The sequence below is a fragment of the Delftia sp. WY8 genome (genome assembly GCF_018437695.1).
Lineage (GTDB): Bacteria > Pseudomonadota > Gammaproteobacteria > Burkholderiales > Burkholderiaceae_C > Comamonas > Comamonas tsuruhatensis.
Window position 1 is genome coordinate 4,890,483 of sequence record NZ_CP049795.1, and the last position, 25,099, is coordinate 4,915,581.

20 protein-coding genes are annotated in these 25,099 nt (G+C 65.7%); 13 read left to right on the forward strand and 7 right to left on the reverse strand.

Annotated elements, in window-relative coordinates:
- Positions 1–50: 50 nt before the first annotated feature.
- Positions 51–974: a LysR substrate-binding domain-containing protein gene (locus G4D77_RS22510; RefSeq protein WP_016445660.1), complete on the reverse strand. Its 924-nt coding sequence runs from the start codon at positions 972–974 to the stop codon at positions 51–53.
- Positions 975–1,114: 140 nt separating this feature from the next.
- Here G4D77_RS22510 and G4D77_RS22515 point away from each other — a divergent pair, with 140 nt between their 5' ends.
- On the forward strand, positions 1,115–2,107 hold the full coding sequence (locus tag G4D77_RS22515; protein ID WP_016445661.1) for a tripartite tricarboxylate transporter substrate binding protein BugE: 993 nt from the start codon (positions 1,115–1,117) through the stop codon (positions 2,105–2,107).
- The gene (locus G4D77_RS22520) at positions 2,107–3,012 is read left to right on the forward strand and encodes an N-formylglutamate amidohydrolase (protein WP_133072238.1); all 906 of its coding nucleotides are present in this window, start codon (positions 2,107–2,109) and stop codon (positions 3,010–3,012) included. The genes G4D77_RS22515 and G4D77_RS22520 overlap by 1 nt, the downstream gene beginning before the upstream one ends.
- On the opposite strand, the gene G4D77_RS22525 is transcribed toward G4D77_RS22520, so the two are convergent.
- The 6 genes from G4D77_RS22525 to ugpB all read right to left on the reverse strand — a co-directional run bounded on the left by G4D77_RS22525 (position 3,009) and on the right by ugpB (position 10,698).
- Positions 3,009–5,435 carry a DUF3772 domain-containing protein gene (locus tag G4D77_RS22525; protein ID WP_154833626.1) on the reverse strand — a complete coding sequence of 809 codons (2,427 nt, stop codon included), beginning with the start codon at positions 5,433–5,435 and terminating at the stop codon, positions 3,009–3,011. The genes G4D77_RS22520 and G4D77_RS22525 overlap by 4 nt on opposite strands.
- A gap of 150 nt (positions 5,436–5,585) precedes the next feature.
- Positions 5,586–6,350, reverse strand: a complete 765-nt coding sequence (ugpQ, locus tag G4D77_RS22530; protein ID WP_016445664.1) for a glycerophosphodiester phosphodiesterase — start codon at positions 6,348–6,350, stop codon at positions 5,586–5,588.
- A 90-nt stretch (positions 6,351–6,440) separates the two neighbouring features.
- Positions 6,441–7,451, reverse strand: coding sequence for a sn-glycerol-3-phosphate ABC transporter ATP-binding protein UgpC (gene ugpC / locus G4D77_RS22535; RefSeq protein WP_016445665.1), 1,011 nt, complete (start codon positions 7,449–7,451; stop codon positions 6,441–6,443).
- 86 nt (positions 7,452–7,537) lie between these two features.
- On the reverse strand, positions 7,538–8,386 hold the full coding sequence (gene ugpE, locus G4D77_RS22540) for a sn-glycerol-3-phosphate ABC transporter permease UgpE (protein ID WP_016445666.1): 849 nt from the start codon (positions 8,384–8,386) through the stop codon (positions 7,538–7,540).
- A 2-nt stretch (positions 8,387–8,388) separates the two neighbouring features.
- Positions 8,389–9,270, reverse strand: a complete 882-nt coding sequence (ugpA, locus tag G4D77_RS22545; protein WP_016445667.1) for a sn-glycerol-3-phosphate ABC transporter permease UgpA — start codon at positions 9,268–9,270, stop codon at positions 8,389–8,391.
- Positions 9,271–9,393: 123 nt separating this feature from the next.
- Complete coding sequence (ugpB, locus tag G4D77_RS22550; protein ID WP_012207263.1) at positions 9,394–10,698, reverse strand: sn-glycerol-3-phosphate ABC transporter substrate-binding protein UgpB; 1,305 nt, start codon at positions 10,696–10,698, stop codon at positions 9,394–9,396.
- Between the two features lie 421 nt (positions 10,699–11,119).
- Here ugpB and G4D77_RS22555 point away from each other — a divergent pair, with 421 nt between their 5' ends.
- From G4D77_RS22555 to G4D77_RS22605, 11 genes are all read left to right on the forward strand, one after another.
- The gene (locus G4D77_RS22555; RefSeq protein WP_016445668.1) at positions 11,120–15,034 is read left to right on the forward strand and encodes a DUF3683 domain-containing protein; all 3,915 of its coding nucleotides are present in this window, start codon (positions 11,120–11,122) and stop codon (positions 15,032–15,034) included.
- Entirely contained in the window at positions 15,034–15,489 is a 456-nt protein-coding gene (locus tag G4D77_RS22560) for an HIT family protein (protein ID WP_017407144.1), read from the forward strand. Before G4D77_RS22555 ends, G4D77_RS22560 begins: the two co-directional genes overlap by 1 nt.
- Positions 15,490–15,499: 10 nt before the next feature.
- Positions 15,500–15,922 carry a gamma-butyrobetaine hydroxylase family protein gene (locus tag G4D77_RS22565; RefSeq protein WP_016445670.1) on the forward strand — a complete coding sequence of 141 codons (423 nt, stop codon included), beginning with the start codon at positions 15,500–15,502 and terminating at the stop codon, positions 15,920–15,922.
- Positions 15,923–16,161: 239 nt separating this feature from the next.
- Positions 16,162–16,893 carry a bifunctional demethylmenaquinone methyltransferase/2-methoxy-6-polyprenyl-1,4-benzoquinol methylase UbiE gene (ubiE, locus tag G4D77_RS22570; RefSeq protein WP_012207259.1) on the forward strand — a complete coding sequence of 244 codons (732 nt, stop codon included), beginning with the start codon at positions 16,162–16,164 and terminating at the stop codon, positions 16,891–16,893.
- A gap of 53 nt (positions 16,894–16,946) precedes the next feature.
- On the forward strand, positions 16,947–17,969 hold the full coding sequence (locus G4D77_RS22575; RefSeq protein ID WP_154833627.1) for a Tim44 domain-containing protein: 1,023 nt from the start codon (positions 16,947–16,949) through the stop codon (positions 17,967–17,969).
- 30 nt (positions 17,970–17,999) lie between these two features.
- Entirely contained in the window at positions 18,000–18,638 is a 639-nt protein-coding gene (locus tag G4D77_RS22580; protein WP_026062830.1) for a ubiquinone biosynthesis accessory factor UbiJ, read from the forward strand.
- A complete protein-coding gene (gene ubiB / locus G4D77_RS22585) occupies positions 18,635–20,200 on the forward strand; it encodes a ubiquinone biosynthesis regulatory protein kinase UbiB (protein WP_016445674.1) in 1,566 nt (521 codons plus the stop codon). The genes G4D77_RS22580 and ubiB overlap by 4 nt, the downstream gene beginning before the upstream one ends.
- Positions 20,201–20,258: 58 nt before the next feature.
- Positions 20,259–21,707 (forward strand): high affinity choline transporter 1, encoded by a 1,449-nt coding sequence (locus G4D77_RS22590; protein ID WP_016445675.1) that lies wholly within the window; start codon positions 20,259–20,261, stop codon positions 21,705–21,707.
- A 176-nt stretch (positions 21,708–21,883) separates the two neighbouring features.
- Positions 21,884–23,902 (forward strand): DUF7933 domain-containing protein, encoded by a 2,019-nt coding sequence (locus G4D77_RS22595; protein ID WP_213757740.1) that lies wholly within the window; start codon positions 21,884–21,886, stop codon positions 23,900–23,902.
- 219 nt (positions 23,903–24,121) lie between these two features.
- Complete coding sequence (locus G4D77_RS22600) at positions 24,122–24,439, forward strand: FmdB family zinc ribbon protein (protein ID WP_016445677.1); 318 nt, start codon at positions 24,122–24,124, stop codon at positions 24,437–24,439.
- A 16-nt stretch (positions 24,440–24,455) separates the two neighbouring features.
- Positions 24,456–25,079, forward strand: a complete 624-nt coding sequence (locus G4D77_RS22605; RefSeq protein ID WP_016445678.1) for a DUF502 domain-containing protein — start codon at positions 24,456–24,458, stop codon at positions 25,077–25,079.
- Positions 25,080–25,099 lie beyond the last annotated feature (20 nt).

The window sequence follows — 25,099 nt, forward strand, 5'->3', positions numbered from 1 at the left end:
GACAGCAAAGATTGATGCAGATCAACGGAAGAGGGTGTTTCTCCTGGCGATCAGGGGCCTGAGACTGCGGCTGGAGGCACGGCGCCCGGCGCGGCCTGCTCCAGCAGCCATTCGCGGAACTGCGCAAAGGCTTCGGAAGGTGCCCGCGTGGCGGGACGGCACAGAAAGTAGCCGCGTTCGATGTGGACGGGCGCAGGCAAGGCAAGGGCCACGCGGCCGGCGGCCAGGTCTTCCTCGACCAGGCAGCGCTGCACCAGGGCCACGCCCATGCCGGCGGCCACGGCCTGTACCAGCAGGGCCACCAGCTCGAAGTCGGCTGCCGGTGCGGGGCAGGGTCCGGGCAGGTTCAGGTGGGACATCCAGCGGGCCCAGTTGCCCGGATAGTTGGTGTGGAACAGCAGCGGGCGTGCTAGCACGTCCCGGGGGCTGCGGATGGGCCGCGGGCCCTGCAGTTCTCTCGGATGGCAGATGGGCACCAGATCGCGGCCCACCACATAGTCGGCCACCACATGGGCGGGCCAGGGCTCGCTGCCCACGCGCAGCCAGCCGTCTATCTCGGCGGCCGACAGCGGATCGTCGCGCCGATAGGGCGCGAACGACAGGGCGATGCCCGGATGCAGGGCGTTGAAGTGCGGCAGGCGCGGAATCAGCCAATGGCTGAACAGCGTGGGCACCACCGACAGGCGCAGTTGCGGGCCGAAGTGGCGCCTGCGTGCGGCCGCGGATGCCGATTCGATGGCGTGTACGGCGGGCTCCACGGCCTGCAGGTATTCGCGGCCGGCTTCGGTCAGCACGCTGCGCCGGCCCTGGCGCTCGAACAGCGCAAAGCCCAAGTGCTCTTCCAGCCGGGCGATGGCGCGGCTGATGCCGCCCTGGGTGACATACAGCTCCCGGGCCGCCAGCGAGTAGCTGCCCAGGCGCGCCGCCGCCGCGAAGGCGTGCAGCTCGGAAAGCGAGGGGGAGTGCATGCGCATGACGGGCGCAATTATGACGGTTGGTCATGGTTGCTTGCCGTCTTGTCTCTTTTCGCGCGTGCGGCGGCTGTCCAGAATCAGCGCCTGTTCCGCAGAGCCCGTGCTTTGCCGCCACCCCCAACCAAGATAGGAAACATCCCATGGCAATGCGCCGCACCCTGTTGTCCAGCCTGGCCGCCTGCGCCGCCACCGCTCTTCTGGCTCCCGCCGCTTGGGCCCAGGGCCCGGCGGCCGACTATCCCAGCCGTCCGATCCGCCTGGTCGTGCCGTTCGGAGCCGGTGGCTCCACCGACATGGTGGCGCGCCTGCTGGCCGAGAAGATGAGCGTGATCCTCGGCAAGTCCGTGGTGGTGGACAACCGCGGCGGGGCCGGCGGCTCCATCGGCGCTTCCGAAATCGCGCGTGCCGCGCCGGACGGCTACACCATCGGCATGGCCACGGTGAGCACGCACGGCTCCAACCCGGCGATCTTCCGCAAGCTGCCCTATGACCCGATCAAGGACTTCGCGCCCATCACCAATGTGATGTCGGTGCCCAGCGTGTTCGTGGTCAACGCCAGCGTGCCCGCCAAGACCATGAAGGAGTTCATCGCCCTGGCCAAGGCCAACCCGGGCAAGTACAGCTTTGCATCGCCGGGCACGGGTTCGCTGGGCCACGCCAATATCGAGAACTTCATGAACCTGGCGGGCATCGACCTGCTGCACATCCCCTACAAGGGCGCGGGCCAGGCCATCACCGATGCGCTGGGCGGCCAGGTCAATGCCATGACGGACAACCTGCCCTCCACGCTGCCTCACATCAAGGACGGCAAGCTGCGACCTCTGGCGGTGCTGGCCTTCAAGCGCGCCGATGTGCTGCCCGACGTGCCCACGTACACCGAGCTGGGCTTTGCGCAGATGGGCGATGGCGGCTGGTTCGGCCTGGTTGCGCCGGCCGGCACGCCGCGCCCCATCATCGACAAGCTCAATGCCGCCGCGCACAAGGCCATGGCCATGCCTGACTACCTGGAAAAGCAAAAATCCATCTCGGGCGAATCCATGGGCAACACGCCCGAGGAATTCGCCAAGCAGATCAAGGCCGCCATCGAGCGCTACACGGCCGTGGCCAAGCGCGCCAACATCAAGCTCGACTGATGGACCGCATGGCACAGTCGGATTTCCTGCGCCCCCGGCCGGACACCCCGGTCGTGGTGCATCCCGCAATGGGCGAGGCGCTGCCCATCGTCTGCGACTCGCCGCACAGCGGCACCTCCTATCCCGAGGATTTCGGCCATGCCGTGCCCATGTCCCTGCTGCGCCGTGGCGAGGACACGCATGTGGCCGCGCTCTGGGACCGGTGGCCCGCGCATGGCGCGACGCTGATCGAGGCCACCTTTCCGCGCACCTACATCGACCCCAACCGCAGCGAGGCCGACCTGGACCCGGCCCAGATCGACGGCCAGTGGCCCGTGCCCCTGGCGCCCAGCGTCAAGACGCGCCAGGGCCTGGGCCTGATCTGGCAGCGCATCAGCCGCGACGGCGTGGCAACGCCGCTGTATGACCGTCCGCGCACGGTGGCCGAGGTGGAGCACCGCATCGCGCGCTACTGGCGCCCCTACCATGCGGCGCTGGCGCAGGCCATCGATGGCAGCGTGCAGCGCTTTGGCGGCGTCTGGCACCTGAACCTGCACTCCATGCCCAACGATGTCTACAAGCGCCTGGGCCGTACCGACGCGCCGCCGCTGGCCGACTTCGTGCTGGGCGACCGCGACGGCACGACCTGCGCGCCCGAGTTCATCCAGTTGGTGGGCGAGACGTTGGCGGGCTTTGGCTATAGCGTGGCCTACAACGAGCCCTACAAGGGCGTGGAGCTGATCGGGCGCATAGGCCAGCCGCACCTGGGCCGGCACAGCCTGCAGATCGAGATCCGCCGCCCGGTCTACATGGACGAGGACACGCGCGAGCCCAATGCGGGATTCGAGCCTCTGCGCGGCCATCTGCGTGAGCTGATGGCCGTGGTCGCAGCGCATGTGCGATCGGAAATGGCAAGGCGCGGCTAGGCCGGGCTGGCCGGATCACCGGGCATGGTCGGCGTGCCCGGCGTGCCCGGCGGACCTGTCACCACGGGTGCCGCCACCGAGGTGGTGGCCGGTGGCGACAGGTACAGGCCTGCGCCCTTGAGCGAGGCCAGGATGCTGAACAGCACATCGCTGCGCACGCCACCCGCATTGCGCGGATTGCCGACGTAGCCGATGGCCAGGAAGGTCAGCGTGCCGTTGGCAATGCCTTCTAGCTGCACCAAAGGCTCGGGCGTGTCCAGGATGCCTTCATGCGCGCGAAAGGCTTCCAGGATCAGGGTGCGCATGCGCTCGGCATCGGTGTCCAGCGGTGCGGGAAGGCGCAGCAGCACCCGCCCGGGCGCGCCGGCCAGCGTCATGTTGCGCACGGTCTTGGTGATGAATTCCGAGTTGGGCACGATGACGGTGGAGCGGTCGCCCAGCTGGATCTCGGTCGCGCGCACGTTGACGCGGCGCACGTCGCCCTCGGTATCGCCCAGCACCACCCAGTCGCCCACCTTGACGGGCCGCTCGGCCAGCAGGATCAGGCCCGAGATGAAGTTCTGCACGATGGCCTGCAGGCCAAAGCCAATGCCCACCGACAGCGCGCTGGCCACCCAGGCGATGCGCTCCACGCTGATGCCCAGCCCCGCCAGCGCCACGGCCACCACGAAGATGCCGCCCACATAGCCCAGCAGCGTGGTGATGGAGCTGCGCATGCCAGGCTCCAGCGAGGTGTTGGGGAAGTAGCGGTCCGTCAGCCAGCGCTTGATCACGCGGATCACGATCAGGCCCGTGACGATCACCGCAAACGCGGTGAACAGGGCCTGGGGCGCCATGGTGAAGTCGCCCACCTTGAGGCTGTGATTGACCGTGCTGCCACGGCGGAACACCTCGTCGGGCCCCGTGCCCAGCGGGGCCAGCAGGGCGATCACCATGTAGAACAGCAGGGCCACGCGCAACAGTCCCGAGACCAGGACCGAGGCCTGGTCCAGCAGCCGCCCCTCGATGCCCAGGCCCTGGTTCAGCCGGGTGCCGAAGCTGCCCTTGGACGACAGAAGGGCCTCGCACAGATCGTCGCCCAGCTGGAACAGCAGGTAGGTGGTGGCAAAGACCACGCCGGTCCACACCATCTGGCGTGCCAGCGTGCCGGCCAGCGCCACATAGCCGGTCACGGCCAGTGCAATGGTGGCAATGCTGGCCACCGCCGCGCAGGCCACGAGCAGTCCCACCCACAAGGGCCGTGGCGGCGCGGGCTCCGCCTGGGCGCCGTCTTCCTGCGCCACTGGCGCCGGCGCGCGCAGATGCCGCAGGGCCAGCATGACCACGGCCGAAATCAGCAGGGCCGACAGGGCGTGCACCGTGACCTCGGCGGCCAGGCTGGCGCCGATGATGGCGTTGACCTCGGTCACCAGGCCGTTGATCGCGGCACCTGCCGCAATCCACCAGGGGTAGGGGCTGAGCCGCTCGGCCAGCTCGTCCGACACGCCGGGCAGGCGCCATGAGCTGCGCTTGCGCGACAGCAGGGTCTGGCCCAGCGACACCACGAAGGCGCCGAACAGCGTGACCTGCACGCTGGCCTTGGCCAGCGCGTCCAGCGATTCGCTGAAGCCATCGCCGGCCTTGAGCACGCTCCAGGCCAGCTGCGCCGCCAGGCCGATCAGCAGCGTGTTGATCACCACCGTGGCTGCCGCGCGCAGCGAGCGGCGCAGGCGGCCGCTGGGCAGGCGTGCGGGCGCGGCGCGCACCAGCAGGCGCTCGGCCAGCCAGGGGCCGAGCAGGGCGATCAGCAAGGCAGCGGCCAGGCTGGCGATAAAGCCGCCCCGGCGATCGGAGGCCAAGGTGGAGCTCACCGATTGGCGCAGCTCGCGCCCCAGCCCCCGCAGGCGCGCCGCGTCCAGGGGCGCGGCGGTGCTCAGATTGCGCCAGAAGGGGCGGCCCAGCGGTGAATCGGTGCGGGCCGTCAGCGCGGCCTGGAATTGTTCGCGGCGCTGGCGTATCAGCTCGTTGCCGCGCTGGTCGGCATCGACCGACACCAGCCGCGCGAGTTTGAGTTCGGAATCCACGGCACTGCGTTGCTTGGCCAGGCTGGCGCGCTGCTCGGCCACATCGAGCGCATCGGCGGGGGCGCCTTTTTCGGGCGCCGGTCCCAGGCCGGCCAGGCGCGAATCGATATCGGCCAGTTCCTCGGTGCGGCGGGCCGCCACCTGGTCGGCTGCCGTGCCAATGGCTGCAGCCTCGTCCAGCAGCTTGCGGCCGTCATCGTCCTCGGCCAGCTTGCGGGGAATGGCGTCCAGCTGCTTGCGCAGATCGTCCACGCTGGGAAGGGCGGGCCGGCCGTCTTCTGCGGTCGCGCCCGCGGCTGTGGCGCCGTCCTGGGCCAGGGCCGGGCCGGGTGCAGACAGGAGCAGCATCGCCAGAGCCATCAGCCAGATGGCCAGGCATGGGCGAAGGGCCTGTGCCCACGTGGGGCGCTGCGGAAGAGGGCTGCAGGGCGGTGTCATGGACGCACATTGTGCGGCGGGCCGCTGCAGCGGTTGTTTCCAAAGGTCCGGCCCCGTCAGCCGGCAGCCGTCTCAGCGCGATGCGGGACTGAACATATCGACACGGTCGGTGATGACGCCGTCCGTGCCCAGGTCGATCAGGCGCTGTGCGGCCCATTCGTCGTTGACCGTGTAGCTGCTGCAGCGCAGGCCCGCGCCATGCACCTTGGCGACCAGGGCTGCATCCCACAGCGCGTGGTTGAGCACCATGGCTGCGCAGCCCAATTCCAGCGCGGTGCGCAGGTCGGCGTCGCCCGTGGCGTCTGCCAGCCTGTCCACCAGCAGGCCGCGTGGAATGTGGGGCGCCGTGTCGCGTGCGCCCTTGAGGGCATCGGTCTTGAACGAGGTGAACAGCGGCGGGACCCGGTCCTGGGGCCAGATGCGGTTCATCAGCTCGCCCGTGGCGCGGCCCGTGGCCTCTTCCTGGCCGGGCGTGGGCTTGATCTCCACGTTCAGGAAAAAGTGGTTGGCCAGGCACCAGCGCGCCAGGGCTTCCAGCGTGGGCAGGGCCTCGCCCGCATATGCGCGCGAGTGCCAGCTGCCGGCGTCGAGCTGGGCGATCTCGCCCATGGACAGGTCGCCACCCGTGCCGTGGCCGTTGGTGGTGCGCTCCAGCGTGGCGTCGTGCATCAGGAACAGCACGCCGTCGGCAGACAGCTTGGCATCGCACTCGAACATGCGATAGCCGTGCGCGGCGCCCAGGCGGAAAGCGGCCATGGTGTTTTCGGGCGCCAGCTTGCCGGCGCCACGGTGGGCCACCCACAGGGGGTAGGGCCAGGATTTCAGGTTCTCGGTCATGGCGAGTCCGTCAAAAGAAGGGAGCTTGGATGGAAAAAGAGAGCCTCTGGGGCTCTCTTGGAAAAGGTCGGAGAGCCGGCCTTCAGGGGATCAGATCCGCTTGCCGCTTTCTGCGTCGAACCAGTGCAGGCGACGCTCTTCGGAAGGACGCACGCGCATGGTCTCGCCGGACTTGGGGAAGGGCGCGCCTTCGTCGATGCGTACCGTCATCGTCTCGCCATTGAGCGAACCATAGACCAGGCGCTCGGCGCCCAGCATTTCCACGGTGTCCACCTTGATTTCCCAGCCGCCTTCGTTGACGACGACCAGGTGCTCGGGGCGGATGCCCAGGATGCGGCCGGCCGTGCCGCCGGGCGCGTTCTTGAGCAGGTTCATCGGGGGCGAGCCGATGAAGCTGGCCACGAAGGTGGAGGCAGGCGTGTGGTAGACCTCTTCGGGCGTGCCGAACTGCTCCATCACGCCGCCGTTCATGACGATCATGCGCTGGGCCAGGGTCATGGCCTCGACCTGGTCGTGGGTCACGAACAGGCTGGTGATGCCCAGCTCGGCGTGCAGCTTCTGGATTTCGATGCGGGTCTGGCCGCGCAGCTTGGCGTCCAGGTTGGACAGCGGTTCGTCGAACAGGAAGACCTTGGGCTGGCGCACGATGGCGCGGCCCATGGCCACGCGCTGGCGCTGGCCACCCGACAGCTGGCGCGGCTTGCGGTCCAGCAGGTGCGACAGCTCCAGGATCTTGGCGGCCTTGTCCACGCGGCGCTTGATCTCCTCGGGCGGCACCTTGGCGATCTTCAGGCCGTAGGCCATGTTCTCGTAGTTCGACATATGCGGGTACAGCGCATAGTTCTGGAACACCATGGCGATGTCGCGCTTGGCCGGTTCCACGTCGTTGACGACCTTGTCGCCGATCAGCAGCTGGCCGTCGGAGATCTCTTCCAGGCCCGCCACCATGCGCAGCAGGGTGGACTTGCCGCAGCCCGAAGGGCCGACGATGACGACGAACTCGCCGTCCTGGATTTCGGCGTTGACGCCGTGCAGTACCTGGTTGGCCGACGGGCCGTGGCCGTAGCGCTTGATCAGGTTGCGAAAGGAAATGGATGCCATACGAAGATTCTGGTTGAGTCGCAGAGCGAAGGGCGCTGGCGCTTGCTCTGCGGGGTTCTATACGGTGGGTGGGGGCGGTGGACGGCTTACTTTTCGGTGTCCACCAGGCCCTTGACGAACCAGCGCTGCATCAGGATCACCACGGCAGCGGGCGGCAGCATGGCCAGCAGGGCCGTCGCCATCACCACGTTCCAGTCGTTGCCGGTATCGCCGCTGGCCACCATGCGCTTGATGCCGATGACCACGGGGTACATGTCTTCCGAGGTGGTCACGAGCAGCGGCCACAGGTACTGGTTCCAGCCGTAGATGAACTGGATCACGAACAGCGCCGCGATCGAGGTCTTGGACAGCGGCACCAGCACATCCTTGAAGAAGCGCATGGGGCCGGCGCCATCGATGCGGGCGGCCTCCACCAGCTCGTCCGGCACCGTCAGGAAGAACTGGCGGAACAGGAAGGTGGCCGTGGCCGAGGCGATCAGCGGAATCGTCAGGCCGGCGTAGCTGTTGAGCATGCCCAGCGTGGAGACGACTTCGTAGGTGGGGCCGATGCGCACTTCCACGGGCAGCATCAGGGTCACGAAGATCAGCCAGAAGCAGATCTTCTTGAATGGGAAGCGGAAGTACACCAGTGCGAAGGCCGACAGCAGCGAGATCGCGATCTTGCCCACGGTGATCACCATGGCCGAGACGAAGCTGATCCACATCATGCGTGCCACGGGCGCGCTGGAGCCAGGGCCCGAGCCGCCGAACAGCGCGGCCTTGTAGGTTTCCCAGAAGTTGCTGCCGGGCACCAGGGGCATGGGCACCTGGATGATGTCCTGCGGCGTGTGCGTGGAGGCCACGAAGGCCAGGTACAGCGGAAAGCCGACGATCAACACGCCCAGCACCATGATCAGGTGCGAGAAAAAGGTCAGAAGAGGACTGCGTTCAACCATGATCAGTACTGCACTTTCTTCTCAACATAGCGGAACTGGATCACGGTGAGTGCAACCACGATCACCATCAGCACGACGGATTGGGCAGCCGAGCCGCTCATGTCCATGGCCTTGAAGCCATCGTGATAGACCTTGTAGACCAGGATGGAGGTGTCCTGGCCCGGACCGCCCTGGGTCGTGGCGTCCACGATGCCGAAGGTGTCGAAGAAGGCATAGACCACGTTCATCACCAGCAGGAAGAACGTGGTGGGCGACAGCAGCGGGAACTGGATGTCCCAGAAGCGGCGCATGGGGCCCGCGCCGTCGATGGCGGCGGCCTCGATCAGCGACTTGGGGATGGACTGCAGGCCCGCAAGGAAGAACAGGAAGTTGTAGGAGATCTGCTTCCAGATCGCGGCGATGACGATCAGCGTCATGGCGTTGCCGGAGTTCAGCAGGTGGTTCCAGTCATAGCCGATCATGCGCAGCGCATAGGCCACGACGCCGATGGACGGCGAGAACATAAACACCCACAGCACGCCTGCCACGGCGGGCGCCACCGCATAGGGCAGCAGCAAGGCGGTCTTGTAGGCGAGCGCACCCTTGATCACGCGGTCCGCAAAAATGGCCAGCATCAGCGACAGCGCGATGCCGAACACCGCCACCAGCAGGGAAAAGATGGCCGTGGTCTTGAACGAGGCCAGGTAGGCAGGGTCATCCAGCAGATGCTGGAAGTTGGCGAAGCCCACCCATTCGGTGGAAAAGCCAAACGTATCCTGCGCCTGGAAAGACTGCACGATGGCCTGGCCTGCGGGCCAGAAAAAGAAGACCAGCACGATGACCATCTGTGGTGCTATCAGCAGCCACGGCAGCCAGGCGGATCGAAAAAGAACGCGTTTTTCCATGACGGAACTCGGTAGAACAAAACAGCCCGCAAACCGGATGGCCGTGGGGCCGCCGGTTGCGGGCCTGTGATGCACGGTGCGGGCTGCCTGCGCAGCGGCCACACCGCAGATCACATGGGAGGATTACTTGTTGGCCCGGGCGAAGCGGCCCAGTTGCTCGTTGCCACGGGTGACAGCGGTGTCCAGTGCCTGCTGGGGAGTCTTCTTGCCGGTCCAGATCTGTTCGGTTTCCTCATCGATGATGGTGCGGATCTGAACGAAGTTGCCCAGGCGGATGCCGCGCGACTTGTCGGTGGTCTTGCGGATCATCTGCGTCACGGCGGTGTCGGTGCCGGGATGCTTTTCGTAGAAGCCCGAAGCCTCGGTCAGCTTGTACGCAGCGGTGGTCACGGGCAGGTAGCCGGTGCGCTGGTGGCTGGCGGCCTGGATCTTGGTGTTGTTCAGGAAGTTGAAGAAGTCAGCCACGCCCTTGTAGCGTTCGGCGCTCTTGCCAGCCATCACCCACAGGGAAGCACCGCCGATGGCCGTGTTCTGGGGGGCGCCCTTCACATCGGCGTAGTAGGGCAGTTGCGACTGGCCGAAGGCGAACTTGCCTTCCTTGACCACGCGGGCGTACAGGCCGGAGGAGCCCGTGATCATCGCGCACTCGCCGGAAGCGAAGGCGGCGTCGGGCACGTTGCCGCGGCCCTTGTAGACGAAGCTGCCGTCCTTGGCGGCCTTGGCCAGGTTCTCGAAGTGCTTGACGTGCAGCGGCGAGTTGAACACCAGCTTGGCATCGGTGCCGTCAAAGCCGTTGTTCTTGGTCGCGTACAGGGTGTTGTGCCACAGCGAGAAGCTCTCCAGCTGGGTCCAGCTCATCCAACTCGTGGTCAGTGCGCAGCGGTGGCCCGAGGCCTTGAGCTTTTCAGCGGCGGCGAACACTTCGGGCCAGGTCTTGGGCGGCTTGTTCTCGTCCAGGCCAGCCTTCTTGAAGGCGTCCTTGTTGTAGTAGAAGATGGTGGTCGAGCTGTTGAGCGGATAGCTCATCATCTGGCCGTTGGGGGCGGTGTAATAGCCGGCCACGGCGGAGATGTACTCGCCCTGGTCGAACTTGAAGCCGCCGTCGTTCATGACCTTGGTGACCGGAACCACGGCACCCTTGGAGGCCATCATGGTGGCCGTGCCCACTTCGAAGACCTGCAGGATGTCAGGTGCATTGCCGGCGCGGAACGCGGCGATGGCAGCTGTCATGGACTCGTCATACTGGCCCTTGTAGGTCGGCACGATCTTGTACTGGGTCTGGCTGGCGTTGTACTCCTTGGCCAGGTCGTTCACCCAGTCGCCCAGGGCCGCGCTCATCGAGTGCCACCACTGGATTTCGGTTTGGGCTTGTGCCGAGATGGTGGTGGCCGCGATCGCGGCCGCCATGGCCAGTTGCTTCAGTTGCATGAGGACTCCTCTAGTTCGGTGACGGTTTCAGACCGCTGCCACGGTAAGGCAGGGGCATGACATGTCTGTGTCATTGTTTTCGGATGCTTCTTACCGCACTACAGGCCAAACCCGGTGAGCCGCTGGTCCCGTATGTCAGTCGTGTGACAAAAAATGACACGCGAAGCGGCGCTATTTTAGGTCAATACCATTTCGTTTCAAAAGCACGGGTTGTTCGTATTGGCTCGTTTGTGCTCTTTCTGTATAAGGCCGGTTCGCCGGGGCGTGTCTGCCCCGTGGTGTTGGCGAGGGCTGGCGTCTCAGGGCAAGACGGCGAGCCGCCCAGAGCCCCGTAGGAAGCGGGCCTTCGAGGGGCTCGCTTAAAATTGCGCTCCCACTTGGCTTAGCGGCGCCCCTAGAGCGCCAGACACGGTCTACCCCCATGAATGTACCGATTGCGTTGGCGGCCCTGCAGGCACAGGCAGCCGAACCTGCACGTCTGCGAGAGATTCCCTACAACTACACCTCGTTTTCCGATCGCGAGATCGTGATCCGCCTGCTGGGTACTTCCATGTGGGATGTGCTCAACCAGCTGCGCCAGGAGCGGCGCACGGGCCGCTCCGCCCGCATGCTCTACGAGGTGCTGGGGGACATCTGGGTCGTCCAGCGCAATCCCTACCTGCAGGACGACCTGCTGCACAGCCCCGATCGCCGCAAGGCGCTGGTGGAAGCACTGGAGCACCGCCTGGGCGAGATCGACAAGCGCCGTGCTCCGCAGCAGGACCCCGTGCGCGATGCGCTGGTGGGCCAGCTGGTGGATGCGGCGCGCCGCGCCGTGCATGAGTTCAACGCCACCTTCGTCGAGGCCGAGCAACTGCGCCGCCGGGTGCAAAAGAGCCTGGGCCGCCACACGGCCAAGGACAACATCAAGTTCGACGGCCTGTCGCGCGTGGCCCATGTGACGGACGCCACCGACTGGCGCGTCGAGTATCCCTTCGTCGTGCTCACCCCCGATACCGAAGCCGAGATGGCCGCCCTGGTGCGTGCCTGCATCGAGCTGCGCCTGACCATCATTCCGCGCGGCGGCGGCACGGGCTACACGGGCGGTGCGATCCCGCTGACCTGGCGCAGCGTGGTGATCAACACCGAAAAGCTCGAGGCCATGACGGAGGTGGAGATGCGCCGCATCCCCGGCGTGGACCACGAGGTGCCCACCATCTTCACCGAGGCCGGAGTGGTCACGCAGCGCGTGGCCGATGCGGCCGAGCGCGCGGGCTTCGTCTTCGCCGTGGACCCCACATCGGCCGAGGCCTCGTGCATCGGCGGCAACGTCGCCATGAATGCGGGCGGCAAGAAGGCCGTGCTCTGGGGCACGGCGCTGGACAACCTGGTGTCCTGGCGCATGGTCACGCCCGATGCGCAGTGGCTGGAAGTCACGCGCGTGGGCCACAACCTCGGCAAGATCCATGACGCCGAGATGGCCAGCTTCGAGCTGCAGTACTTCGAGGCCGACGGCAAGACCCCCATCCGCAGCGAGCGGCTGGACATTCCCGGCCAGAAATTCCGCAAGGAAGGCCTGGGCAAGGACGTGACCGACAAGTTCCTGTCGGGCCTGCCCGGCATCCAGAAGGAAGGCTGCGACGGCCTGATCACCAGCGCGCGCTGGGTGGTGCACCGCATGCCCGAGCACACGCGCACGGTCTGCATGGAGTTCTTCGGCAACGCCAAGGACGCCGTGCCCAGCATCGTCGAGATCAAGGACTTCATGTTCGCCGAGCAAAAGCGCTCGGGCGTGCTGCTGGCCGGCCTGGAGCACCTGGACGACCGCTACCTGAAGGCCGTGGGCTACGCCACCAAGAGCAAGAAGGGCAACGGCCATCTGCCCAAGATGGTGCTGCTGGGCGACATTGCCGGCGACAACGCCGACGATGTGGCCCGCGTGGCCGCCGAGGTGGTGCGCATCGCCAACTCGCGCAACGGTGAGGGCTTCACCGCCGTCAGCGCCGAGGCGCGCAAGAAATTCTGGCTGGACCGCAAGCGCACGGCCGCCATCTCGCGCCACACCAACGCCTTCAAGATCAACGAAGACGTGGTGATCCCGCTGCCCCGCATGTGGGAGTACACGGACGGCATCGAGCGCATCAACATCGAGCTGTCGCTGCGCAACAAGCTCAAGCTGTGCGACGCGTTGACGGACTTCTTCCAGCACGGCGACCTGCCCCTGGGCAAGCAGGACGATGCGGGCGACATCCCTTCGGCCGAACTGCTGGAGGACCGCGTGCAGCAGGCCCTGGCCCTGGTGGCCGACGTGCGCACGCTGTGGCAGGGCTGGCTGGACAACGTGGAAAACCTCTTCCAGCAACTGCAGGATCACACGCTGCGCGCGAGCTGGAAGACCCAGCTGAAGGCGCCCATGGCCCAGATCTTCGCGGGCGCGGCCTTCCAGCCGCTGCTGGCCGAAGTCAACGCCATTCACCAGCGCGTGCTCAAGGGCCGTGTCTGGGTGGCGCTGCACATGCACGCCGGCGACGGCAACGTGCACACCAACATTCCGGTCAACAGCGACGACTACGAGATGCTGCAGACCGCCCATGAGGCCGTGGCGCGCATCATGGTGCTGGCCCGCCATCTGGACGGGGTGATCTCGGGCGAGCACGGAATCGGCATCACCAAGCTGGAATTCCTCAGCGACGACGAACTGGCGCCCTTTGCCGCCTACAAGCAGCGCGTGGACCCCGAAGGCCGCTTCAACAAGGGCAAGCTGATCCGCAACGAGAAGCTGCAGGCCGTGGTGGGCCAGAGCCATGACGGCCGCTCGCCGCGCGAATCGCTGATGTTCGCCGACCTGACCAACGCCTACACGCCCAGCTTCGGCCTGATGGGGCACGAGTCGCTGATCATGCAGCAAAGCGACATCGGCGCCATTGCCGACTCGGTCAAGGACTGCCTGCGCTGCGGCAAGTGCAAGCCCGTGTGCGCCACCCATGTGCCGCGCGCCAACCTGCTGTACAGCCCGCGCAACAAGATCCTGGCGACCTCGCTGCTGGTCGAAGCCTTTCTGTACGAGGAGCAGACGCGCCGCGGCGTGTCGCTGCGCCACTGGCAGGAGTTCGAGGACGTGTCGGACCACTGCACGGTCTGCCACAAGTGCTTCAACCCCTGCCCGGTGAAGATCGACTTCGGCGACGTGACCATGAACATGCGCAATCTGCTGCGCAAGATGGACAAGAAGAGCTTCCGGCCCGGCAACAAGCTGGCCATGGCCATGCTCAACGCCACCAACCCGGACACCATCAAGTTCATGCGCTCGGCCATGGTCGGCGTGGGCTTCAAGGCCCAGCGCCTGGCCTCCGACGTGCTCCACAGCCTGGCCAGGAAGCAGACCCAGCATCCGCCGGCCTCGGTGGGGCGCGCGCCGCTCAAGGAGCAGGTGATCCACTTCGTCAACAAGAAGCTGCCGGGCGGCCTGCCCAACAAGACGGCGCGTGCCCTGCTGGACATCGAGGACAAGGACTACGTGCCCATCATCCGCAGCCCGCAGACCACGAACGCGGACACCGAGGCGGTGTTCTACTTCCCCGGCTGCGGCTCCGAGCGCCTGTTCAGCCAGGTGGGCTTGGCCACGCAGGCCATGCTCTGGCATGCCGGCGTGCAGACCGTGCTGCCACCCGGCTACCTGTGCTGCGGCTATCCCCAGCGCGGCAGCGGCCAGTTCGACAAGGCCGAGAAGATGATCACGGACAACCGCGTGCTCTTCCACCGCGTCGCCACCACGCTCAACTACCTGGACATCAAGACCGTGGTGGTCAGCTGCGGCACCTGCTACGACCAATTGCAGGGCTACGAGTTCGGCAAGATTTTCCCGGGCAGCCGCATCATCGACATCCACGAGTACCTGCTGGAAAAGGGCGTGACGCTGCAGGGCAAGGAGGGCTACCTCTACCACGACCCCTGCCACTCGCCCATGAAGCTGCAGGACCCCATGAAGACCGTCAAGGCCCTGGTCGGCGACGGCGTGATCAAGAGCGAGCGCTGCTGCGGCGAATCGGGCACGCTGGGCGTCACGCGCCCCGACATCTCCACGCAGATCCGCTTCCGCAAGGAAGAGGAACTCAAAAAGGGCGAGGCCGCGCTGCGCGCCAGCGGCGCCCTGGCCGAGAAGGACAACGTGAAGATCCTCACCAGCTGCCCCAGCTGCCTGCAGGGCCTGTCGCGCTACGGCGGCGACATGAACAACGGCCTGCTGGAGGCCGACTACATCGTGGTCGAGATGGCGCGCCAGATCCTGGGCGAGAACTGGATGGCCGAATATGTTCAGCGCGCCAACGCCGGCGGCATCGAACGGGTTCTGGTCTGATGGCTGCTTCCGCTTCCTGCCCCCTGTGCGCCACAGAAGGCGGCCTGCCCGTCTGGCGCGGCCGGCGCCTGCGAGTGATCCGCGCCCAGGAAGAGGGCTTCCCGGCCTTCTACCGCGTGGTCTGGAATGCGCATGTGGCCGAGTTCTCCGACCTGGATGCCGCCGACCGCCAGCACTGCATGGATGCCGTGGTCGTGGTCGAGCGCGTCTTGCGTGAGCGCCTTGCGCCGGCCAAGATCAACCTGGCGGCGCTGGGCAACATGGTGCCGCACCTGCACTGGCATGTGGTTGCGCGCTTCGAATGGGACAGCCATTTTCCGGGCTCGGTCTGGGCTGCTGCCCAGCGCCCGCGCAATGGCGAGCGCGAGGCCGAGGTGGCAGCGCGCTTGCCAGCCATTGACACGGCGCTGTCGCAGGCACTCGATGCCTGGCAGCAGCACCCCGCCACTGAATGAGGAGCACCGCATGGCCGGCCTGACCCCTGACACCCCAACTCCCGAAGCCCTGACCGTGCACGGCGCATCGCGCGTGCTGGAAGTGGCCTATTCCGACGGCGCAAGCTTTCGCATTCCCTTCGAGTTGCTGCGCGTGTACTCCCCCTCGGCCGAGGTGCAAGGCCATGGCCCGGGCCAGGAAGTGCTGCAGACCGGCAAGCGCGACGTGGCCATCACGGCCATCGAGCCCGTGGGCAACTACGCCATCAAGCCTTTCTTCAGCGACGGGCATGAAAGCGGCCTGTACACCTGGGAATACCTCTACGAACTGGGCCGCCGCCAGGACGAGTTCTGGACCCAGTACCTGGACCGCCTGCAGGAATCCGGCATGGACCGCGACACCCCCATGCCCGGCAAGGCCGGCGGCGGCGGGCACGGCTGCGGCAGCCACTGACGCACTACGCACGCAGGGGCCGGGGCGCGGCGTCTGCCGCGCCGTTCCCGCAGCGCCACATTCAGGACCTTTGCACAGCACAGGGTTATTGGGGGTGGTGCTATATTAAAAATAGCTTGAAAGTCTTTGTTTGAAGGCGTTTCAGGCTGTTTGTTCTTGATAACCCTTGCCCGGCAAAGCCCGTGGCCACACGGGGTTGTCGCTGTACGCATTACTACTGCTTGCTTAGCATCGTTGTTATGAGCACCACACATTTCGGATTCCAGTCGGTGGACGAGCGCGAGAAGGCCAGCCGCGTGCGCGGCGTGTTCGACTCGGTCGCTTCGCGCTACGACGTCATGAACGACCTGATGTCGGGTGGTCTGCACCGTGCCTGGAAGGCCTATACGGTGATGGTGGCCAACCTCAAGGAAGGCGACAAGGCGCTGGACATCGCGGGCGGCACGGGCGATCTGGCCCTGGCCTTCGCCAAGAAGGTCGGCTCCACCGGCCAGGTGGTGCACACCGACATCAACGAAGCCATGCTGCGCGTAGGCCGGGACCGGCTGATCAACAAGGGCGTGATCCTGCCCACCATGGTCTGCGATGCCGAGGCCCTGCCGTTTCCGGACAACCATTTCGATCTGGTCAGCGTGGCCTTCGGCCTGCGCAACATGACGCACAAGGATGCGGCGCTCAAGGAAATGAACCGCGTCCTGCGCCCCGGCGGCAAGCTGCTGGTGCTGGAATTCTCCAAGGTGGCCAAGCCCCTGGAGAAAGCCTACGACTGGTACTCCTTCAAGATTCTTCCGGCCATGGGCAAGCTCGTGGCGGGCGATGACGCCAGCTACCGCTATCTGGCCGAGTCCATCCGCATGCACCCCGGCCAGGAAGATCTCAAGCGCCTGATGCAGGAATGCGGCTTCGGCCATGTGGACTATCACAACATGACGGGCGGCATTGCCGCGCTGCATGTGGGAATCAAGTGCTGAGCGCGTGAGGTGCTCGGTGAGGTGACGGCAACACGATTATTCGAGGAGATGACATGAAAAAGCTATGGTCTATGGTCTTGGTCGCGATGCTGGTGGTGGTCCACGGCACGGCCGACGCCAAGCGCATGGGCGGTGGCGGATCGGTGGGCAAGCAGTCGAGCAACGTGACGCAGCGTGAAGCCGCGCGCGCGCCGACACAGAACACGCCGCCGCAGAACGCCGCCACACAGAACGCTGCAGGCAAGCCGGCCACTGCACCGGCAGCTGCTCCCGCCAAGAAGCCCTGGGGCGCCATGCTTGGCGGCTTGGCCGCTGGCCTGGGCCTGGCCTGGCTGGCGAGCTCGCTGGGCCTGGGCGCCGCCTTCGGCCAGTTCCTGCTGATCGGCCTGCTGGCCCTGGTCATCATGGTGGTGGTGGGCATGGTCATGCGTTCGCGCCGTGCATCGGCTGGCGCGCAGCAGGCATCGTCCAGCCCCTTTGCCTTCCAGAACGCAGCGCCTGCCGGTGCCGGCAATATCGGTGGCAACGTGGACAGCGCACCGCTGGCACGCCAGTACAACCCCGAGAAGGTCGGCAACGACGCATCGGCCCGTCCCTGGGAGCAGAACCATCAGCCGGCCGCCCTGGCTGCAGGCTCGGGCTCCGGCGTGCAGATCGGCTCGGCCCTGGCAGGCTCGCAGAACTGGGGTGTGCCTGAAGGCTTCGATACCGAGGGCTTCCTCACCGCTGCCAAGCGCAACTTCGTCACGCTGCAATCGGCCTGGGACCGCTCCGACATCGCGTCGCTGCGCGCCATGATGACCGACGAGATGCTGACCGAGATCCGTGGCCAGCTCAGCGAACGCGAGGCCCAGCGTCCCGGCCAGCCCAACCAGACCGACGTGGTCATGATCGACGCCCAACTGCTGGGCATCGAGGACCTGGGCAATGACTACATGGCCAGCGTGGAATTCTCGGGCATGATCCGCGAAGACGCCTCGGCAGGTCCCACGCCCTTCCGCGAAGTCTGGAACATGACCAAGCCCAAGAGCGGCAGCAGCGGATGGCTGGTCGCCGGAGTCCAGGCATTGCAGTAATTCCTCTCACTTCGGGAATAATCGGGGACTATGGCAACACAGTCCCCTTTTTCTTTCCTGAACGGCCTCATGGAACGCGTGATGGCCGGCCCGCAACCGCCGCAATGGCTGGTCAGCGAGGTGCATCAGCGCATCGTGCTGTTCCTCAACCATGTGCTGATGCAGGAAAAGGAGGCCACCGAGCGCCTGGTGCGGCAAAAGGGCCGCGTGGCGCGCGTGCAGTGGCGCGGCTACTCCATGGCCCTGCAGATCACGCCGGCCGGCCTGTTCAACGTGGCGCCTGAAGACGCGCAGCCCGATCTGCTGCTCGAAGTGACCGAGACCTCCGCACTGGCCCTGGCCCAGGTGGCCCTGCGCGGCGACAAGCCCTCCATCCGCATCGAAGGCGACGTGCAACTGGCCGCCGACATCAACTGGCTGGTGGACCACGTCGAATGGGATGTGGAGGAAGACCTCGCCCGCATCATCGGCGATGCGCCCGCGCACACCGTGGCCAAGGTGGCCCGCAGCGCTGCCCAGGCACTGCGCCAGTTCGTGGGCGCCCGCATGGCCGGCAAGCCCGATGCCGATGCCCCCGCCCCTGAAGCCGCACGTTCGGCAGCGCCCGCCAGCGCGCCCGTTGGTTCCCCCGTGGTGTCCCTGCCCGGTTTCGAGAACGACAAGCCATGAGCCGGTTTCTTCGCGGGCTGACCATCCTCTGGGTGGTGTTCCGCTACGGACTCGACGAGCTGGTGCTGTCGAGCTTCGAGCATCCCTGGATGCGCCGCGCACGCGCGGTGCTCACCCTGGGCCGCCGGCTGGACAAGCCGCGCGGCCAGCGCCTGCGCGAGGCGCTGGAGGAACTGGGCCCCATCTTCGTGAAGTTCGGTCAGGTGCTGTCCACGCGCAGCGACCTGATGCCGCCCGACGTGGCCGAGGAGCTGGCCCGGTTGCAGGACCGCGTGCCGCCCTTCGATTCGCAGATTGCGGTGGACACCATAGAGCGTGCCTTCCGCAAGAAGCTGGACCAGATCTTCGTGAGCTTCGAGCGCGAGCCGGTGGCCAGTGCCTCCATCGCGCAGGTGCACTTTGCCGTGATCAGCGACCGCAACGGCGTGCAGCGCGATGTGGCCGTCAAGGTGCTGCGCCCGGGCATGAAGGCCGTGATCGACAAGGACCTGGCGCTCATGCACATGATGGCGCGCTGGGTCGAGCGGCTGTCGGCCGACGGCAAGCGCCTCAAGCCCCGCCAGGTCGTGGCCGAATTCGACAACTACCTGCACGACGAGCTGGACCTGATCCGCGAAGCCTCCAACGCCGCGCAGCTGCGCCGCAACATGGAAGGCCTGGACCTGGTGCTGATCCCCGAGGTGTACTGGGATTTCTGCCGCAACGACGTGATGGTCATGCAGCGCATGAAGGGCGTGCCCATCAGCCAGGTCGAGCGCCTGCGCGAGGCCGGGGTCGACATCCCCAAGCTCGCACGCGACGGCGTGACCATCTTCTTCACTCAGGTGTTCCGCGACGGTTTCTTTCACGCCGACATGCACCCGGGCAACATCATGGTCAGCCTGGAGCCCGAGACCTTCGGGCGCTATATCTCGCTGGACTTCGGCATCGTCGGCACGCTGACCGAGTACGACAAGGAATACCTGGCGCAGAACTTCACGGCGTTCTTCCGCCGCGACTACAAGCGCGTTGCCGAGCTGCACATCGAAAGCGGCTGGGTGCCGCCGAGCACGCGCGTGGACGAGCTGGAAGCCGCCATCCGCGCGGTGTGCGAGCCGTATTTCGACCGTCCGTTGGCAGAGATCTCGCTGGGCATGGTGCTGATGCGCCTGTTCCAGACCTCGCGCCGCTTCCATGTCGAGATCCAGCCGCAGCTGGTGCTGCTGCAAAAGACGCTGCTCAACATCGAAGGCCTGGGCCGCCAGCTGGACCCCAATCTGGACCTGTGGAGCACCGCCAAGCCCTTCCTCGAAAAATGGATGCTGGACCAGATGGGCCCGCAGCGGCTGTGGCGCGAGCTGCAGGCCGAGGCGCCGCGCTACGCCAAGCTCATTCCCGAGCTGCCGCGCCTGATCCATCGCCGGCTCACGCGCAACTCCGGCGAGCACGACGAACTGCTCAAGGAACTGCTGCAGCAGCAAAAGCTCACCAACCGCCTGCTTCAGGCCATCGTCAGCGCGGGCATAGGCTTTGTGATCGCGCTGATCCTGCTGCAACTGGTGGTGCGCCTGCGCTGGTACTGAGAACACCGACGGGTTTCAAGCCCTCTGACTTTTCCCACTTTGAATCAGGAGTGCCAGCGTGCTGCTCTCAATGGTGATCGCCTACCTGTTCGTGACCATAGCCATTGGCCTGTGGGCGGCCAGGCGGGTCAAGAACACGGCCGACTTTGCAATTGCCGGGCGCCATCTGCCCATGTACATGATCATCACCACCACGTTTGCCACGTGGTTCGGCTCGGAGATCGTGCTGGGCGTGCCCGCCAAGTTCATCGAGGGCGGCCTGCGCGGCGTGGTCGAGGACCCGTTCGGCGCGGGCATGTGCCTGATCCTGGTGGGCCTGTTCTTCGCGGGCAAGCTCTACCGCATGACGCTGCTGACCATCAGCGACTACTACCGCCACCGCTATGGGCGCTCCATCGAGATCGTCTGCTCGCTGATCATCATGCTCAGCTATCTGGGCTGGGTCTCGGCCCAGGTCACGGCGCTGGGCCTGGTTTTCAACCTGCTGTCGGGCGGCACGGTCAGCATTCCCGTGGGCATGGCCATCGGCGTGGTGTCCATCCTGGCCTACACGCTGTTCGGCGGCATGTGGTCGGTGGCCGTGACCGATTTCCTGCAGATGATCATCCTCGTGGTCGGACTCGTGGTACTGGCCTGGTTTGCGGGCGACATGGCCGGTGGTGCCGACAAGGTCATCGACCTGGCCGTGAGCCGCGACCTGTTCCAGTTCTGGCCCGAACCCAGCTGGCATGACATCCTCTTCTTCTTTGGCGCGGCCATCACCATGATGCTGGGCTCCATCCCCCAGCAGGACGTGTTCCAGCGCGTGATGTCGGCCAACAGCGAAAAGGCCGCCACGCGCGGTACCGTCATCGGCGGCACGGCCTATATCTTCTTTGCCTTCGTGCCCATGTTCCTGGTGACCAGCGCGCTGATCATCATGCCGCAGGAGGCGGCGGAACTGCTCGGGCAGGACCCGCAGAAGGTGCTGCCCACCCTGGTCATGGACAAGATGCCCTTCGTCATGCAGGTGCTGTTCTTCGGCGCGCTGCTGTCGGCCATCAAGTCCTGTGCCTCGGCCACGTTGCTGGCACCCAGCGTGACCTTCACCGAGAACATCTGGCGCCAGTTCCGCACCCAGGCCAGCGACCGGGAAATGCTGCTGGCCATGCGCATCAGCGTGCTCGTCTTCAGCATCTGCGTGCTGGCCTACTCGATCAAGATGGAAGGAACGCCCATCTATGAGTTGGTCTCCAGCGCCTACCAGGTGCCGCTGGTCGGTGCCTTCGTACCGCTGGTCTTCGGGCTGTACTGGAAGCGCGCCACCACGCAGGGCGCCATTTGCGCCGTGGCACTGGGCATTGGCGTGTGGGTGGTCTTCATGGCCACGCCGGCTTTGCACGAGGCATTTCCGCAGCAATTGGCGGGACTGCTGGCGGCTGTGACGGGGATGTTGGCCGGGTCACTGGCACCCCAGTGGCTGGCCAATCGCAGCGCAGACATTCTTGAGTTCAGGCCCGAAAGGTAAACGCATGCCTGAATGTGACCTGGAAAACAATTGATCACAATTATCGATAGTTATTTTCTATAAAGTTGGCGCTTGGGATCATGGAGGTCCCAAGATGCTGACATGTGCGGTATGAAGCACAGATCCTGACAGTACGGCGGACCTCCGAAATCAAACGCTTGGGAGGAAGCACTGTCATGAGAACACTGGAACTGATTGCGAAGACTTGCCGGCTGAGGCTGCGGACTGCTGCCGGCGTCCGATTGCGATGGGGAGGGCTTGGAGGCGCCTTGCTTGTGCCAGCCCTGTGCGGCCAGGTGGCAATGGCTGCACCGAGGATCCCGGTCGCGCCGGTCATTGTCTGGAGCGAGGATTTCGAAAACTTGCAGACACCCCCCATCGACACGGAGGGGCGGGATCTGCTGGCCTACAAGGGCGCGGCCCCTGCGGGGCAGATGTATACCGCCGACTCGCTCTACCAGATGAGCGCCAACCAGTGCAATGGCATAGTGACGTCCTTCAGCCAGGCTCCAGGTTCGACGGTGATGATTGCGGCCTGCTCGGACCATGGCAATTGGAACAACCTGCAGCAGATGGCCGAGGTCGCCGGGCGCTATCAGGGCCAGAGTGCGGCGGCTGCACGCAACAATCACGTCATGGCAATGCTTACAGCGAATGGGACCTTTCCTGCTGGCGCAATTGCCTTTCGCACCGCCACCAATATTGCACAAAGTGCCAGCAGCAGATTCCTCACGGCCCGTACCGATGTGGTGGCGACCTTCTGCTCGTCGGGATTTGTCGCCCCGCTGCTGCGTTTTTCCCTGATCAATGACGCTGGTACGGAGCTGCCCATCTCCACGACCGCGATCAATCCATGCGTGGGTGGACAGTCATTCAATACAACACCTATCGGTATTGCCGGCACCCAGACCGCTGTGGCCCAGACGGTGACTTCTCCGGGAGCACTGCTCTTCAGCGGGACCTCTGTCGGGTTTGTTCTGCACAACGACCAGACCGGCTCCATGGGCAACGATTCGTCGATCGACAACGCGCAGATCATCGATGTCACGCCGCAACTGGACAAGGCCTTCTCGCCTGCTAGCATCCAACTCGGCCAGGTCTCCCGGCTGACCATGACCATCACCAATACGACCGATCTGCTGCGCAAGCAAGGCTGGTCGTTTACCGACAACCTGCCTGCAGGACTGGTTGTCGAGGGCAATGCCAGCACCACCTGCCCCGGCACGAACGTGCAGGCAGCAGCAGGTGGCAGTACCGTGACCGTGTCCAACGGAGACCTGGCCCAGGGCGCCGCCTTTTGCGAGGTGAGCCTCGACGTGCGTCCGACCGCGACAGGTAGCTTCACCAACGGTCCTTCCAACCTCAGTCTTATTGGCCTGAACCAGCCGGCCACACTGGCTGTGCTGGCGGTTGCGCCAGCGGCCGACATGCAGGCCACCTCCATCACGCTTCCCCTGACCATGACGGTGGGCGCGCCGGTGTCCGGCAGCTTCAGCTGCACCAATGCCGGCCCCAGTGAGGCCACGGCGGCCTCGTGCGTGATCTCCGGCCTGCCCGCCGGGGCGACCACGTCCTGCACACCCAGCGTTCCCACGGCCTCGCCATTGGCATCGGGCGGCAGCATTGCCTGCACGGTGCAGTTCACGCCCACCACAACGGGCACCATCGCGGCCTTGGTGACGGCGAGCAGCAGCACCGTGGATCCGGTGCCGGCCAACAACACCAAGGCACACCCCTTCAATCCCGTGGAGCGGGCCGACATGCAGGCCACCAGCGTCACGCTGCCGGCCACCGCCAACGTGGGTGTTCCCGTGAAGGGCTCTTTCGTCTGCACGAATGCCGGCCCCAATGCGGCGGCCTTTGCCAATTGTTCCATCGCAGGGCTGCCGGCAGATGCCAGCACCTCATGCACGCCTGCGGTGCCGACAGGCACGCCGCTGGCCTCTGGCGCAAGCATTGCCTGCACGGTGAGCTTCACGCCCACCACGCAGGGCAGCCTCACAGCCACCGTGACGGCGGTCAGTGGAACCACGGACCCGGAGCCGGCCAACAATTCGCGTGACCAGGAGTTGGTGGTTGCTGCCGCGTTGGCGCCGGAGCCGGTCCCCGCCACCGGGGTGCCTGCCCTGGTGCTGATGGGCCTGGCCGTCATGCTGGCGGGCCTGGGAACGCAGCGAGGCCGGGTACGGCGCTGAGCACGGATGCGGCAAGCCCCCGGCAGCGGGGGCGGTCGGGCCTGATGGAATGCCAGTCTCCGCGACTGGCATTTCTCATTGGAGGCCACCAGTTGCCGGCCCTGTACGCGCGCCTTGTGGCCTGCCCCGCCTGGGCCATTGGGCTTGAGACAGCCGCAGTATCGGACGGATGCCTATAATCGAAAGTTTTGCATCTTCCCTCGTATTAGCATTAGCGCCATGCCTATTTATGCATACAAGTGTGGCTCCTGCGGTCATGCCAAGGACGTGCTGCGGAAAATCTCGGATGCCCCGCTGACGACCTGTCCGGCCTGCGGGGCCGAGACCTTCTCCAAGCAGCTGACAGCTGCCGGCTTCCAGCTCAAGGGCTCGGGCTGGTATGCGACCGACTTCAAGAACAGCGGTGGCAAGAGCGCCGCCGCACCGGCTCCCGCAGCCGATGCTCCTGCCTCGGATACTTCTGCCGCACCAGCGGCAACTGCGTCCGCGCCCGCTGCGGCCCCTGCATCTGCCTCCGCGCCTGCAACGGCCCATTGATCAAGGCTTGCATTTCATGTCCGCTCTGCGCAAATGGCTGTTCGCCGGCCTGCTGGTGATCGTTCCGCTGGTGATCACGCTGGGCGTGCTCAACTGGATCATCGGCACGCTCGACCAGACGCTGACCATCCTGCCCGAGGCCTGGCATCCGGATCGGTTGCTGGGCTTCCATATCCCCGGCTTCGGTGTCGTGCTGACGCTGCTGATCCTGCTCGTGGTCGGTGCGGCGGCCAGCAACTTCATCGGCCGCAAGCTCGTGTCCTGGGGCGATGCGGTGGTCAGCCGCATTCCTGTGGTGCGCTCCATCTATTCCAGCGTCAAGCAGGTATCCGATACCGTGTTCTCGGACAGCGGCAATGCGTTTCGCACCGCCGTGCTGGTGCAGTGGCCTCGTGAAGGCGTCTGGACCGTGGCCTTCGTCACCGGCTCGCCCAGCGGGGAGGTTGCCGCCTACCTGCGCGACGAATACCTGAGCGTCTTCGTGCCGACCACGCCCAACCCTACGGGCGGCTATTTCGTCATCGTTCGCAAGAGCGATTGCATCGAACTGGAAATGAGCGTGGATGCCGCGCTCAAGTACATTGTTTCCATGGGCGTGGTGACTCCACCGGATCTCGCAGTGCCCGCGGAACCCAAATAACAAACTGTCGCGCCCTTGCC

What these genes read in the sequence shown, in the direction of transcription:
- G4D77_RS22525 (WP_154833626.1), bottom strand. Translation starts at nt 5,435, where the DNA reads ATGGCTCTGGCGATGCTGCTCCTGTCTGCACCCGGCCCGGCCCTGGCC.
- G4D77_RS22580 (WP_026062830.1), top strand. Translation starts at nt 18,000, where the DNA reads ATGGCAACACAGTCCCCTTTTTCTTTCCTGAACGGCCTCATGGAACGC.
- ugpB (WP_012207263.1), bottom strand. Translation starts at nt 10,698, where the DNA reads ATGCAACTGAAGCAACTGGCCATGGCGGCCGCGATCGCGGCCACCACC.
- ugpA (WP_016445667.1), bottom strand. Translation starts at nt 9,270, where the DNA reads ATGGAAAAACGCGTTCTTTTTCGATCCGCCTGGCTGCCGTGGCTGCTG.
- ubiB (WP_016445674.1), top strand. Translation starts at nt 18,635, where the DNA reads ATGAGCCGGTTTCTTCGCGGGCTGACCATCCTCTGGGTGGTGTTCCGC.
- G4D77_RS22605 (WP_016445678.1), top strand. Translation starts at nt 24,456, where the DNA reads ATGTCCGCTCTGCGCAAATGGCTGTTCGCCGGCCTGCTGGTGATCGTT.
- G4D77_RS22560 (WP_017407144.1), top strand. Translation starts at nt 15,034, where the DNA reads ATGGCTGCTTCCGCTTCCTGCCCCCTGTGCGCCACAGAAGGCGGCCTG.
- G4D77_RS22515 (WP_016445661.1), top strand. Translation starts at nt 1,115, where the DNA reads ATGGCAATGCGCCGCACCCTGTTGTCCAGCCTGGCCGCCTGCGCCGCC.
- ugpQ (WP_016445664.1), bottom strand. Translation starts at nt 6,350, where the DNA reads ATGACCGAGAACCTGAAATCCTGGCCCTACCCCCTGTGGGTGGCCCAC.
- G4D77_RS22575 (WP_154833627.1), top strand. Translation starts at nt 16,947, where the DNA reads ATGAAAAAGCTATGGTCTATGGTCTTGGTCGCGATGCTGGTGGTGGTC.
- G4D77_RS22600 (WP_016445677.1), top strand. Translation starts at nt 24,122, where the DNA reads ATGCCTATTTATGCATACAAGTGTGGCTCCTGCGGTCATGCCAAGGAC.
- G4D77_RS22555 (WP_016445668.1), top strand. Translation starts at nt 11,120, where the DNA reads ATGAATGTACCGATTGCGTTGGCGGCCCTGCAGGCACAGGCAGCCGAA.
- G4D77_RS22595 (WP_213757740.1), top strand. Translation starts at nt 21,884, where the DNA reads ATGAGAACACTGGAACTGATTGCGAAGACTTGCCGGCTGAGGCTGCGG.
- ugpE (WP_016445666.1), bottom strand. Translation starts at nt 8,386, where the DNA reads ATGGTTGAACGCAGTCCTCTTCTGACCTTTTTCTCGCACCTGATCATG.
- ubiE (WP_012207259.1), top strand. Translation starts at nt 16,162, where the DNA reads ATGAGCACCACACATTTCGGATTCCAGTCGGTGGACGAGCGCGAGAAG.
- G4D77_RS22510 (WP_016445660.1), bottom strand. Translation starts at nt 974, where the DNA reads ATGCGCATGCACTCCCCCTCGCTTTCCGAGCTGCACGCCTTCGCGGCG.
- G4D77_RS22520 (WP_133072238.1), top strand. Translation starts at nt 2,107, where the DNA reads ATGGACCGCATGGCACAGTCGGATTTCCTGCGCCCCCGGCCGGACACC.
- ugpC (WP_016445665.1), bottom strand. Translation starts at nt 7,451, where the DNA reads ATGGCATCCATTTCCTTTCGCAACCTGATCAAGCGCTACGGCCACGGC.
- G4D77_RS22565 (WP_016445670.1), top strand. Translation starts at nt 15,500, where the DNA reads ATGGCCGGCCTGACCCCTGACACCCCAACTCCCGAAGCCCTGACCGTG.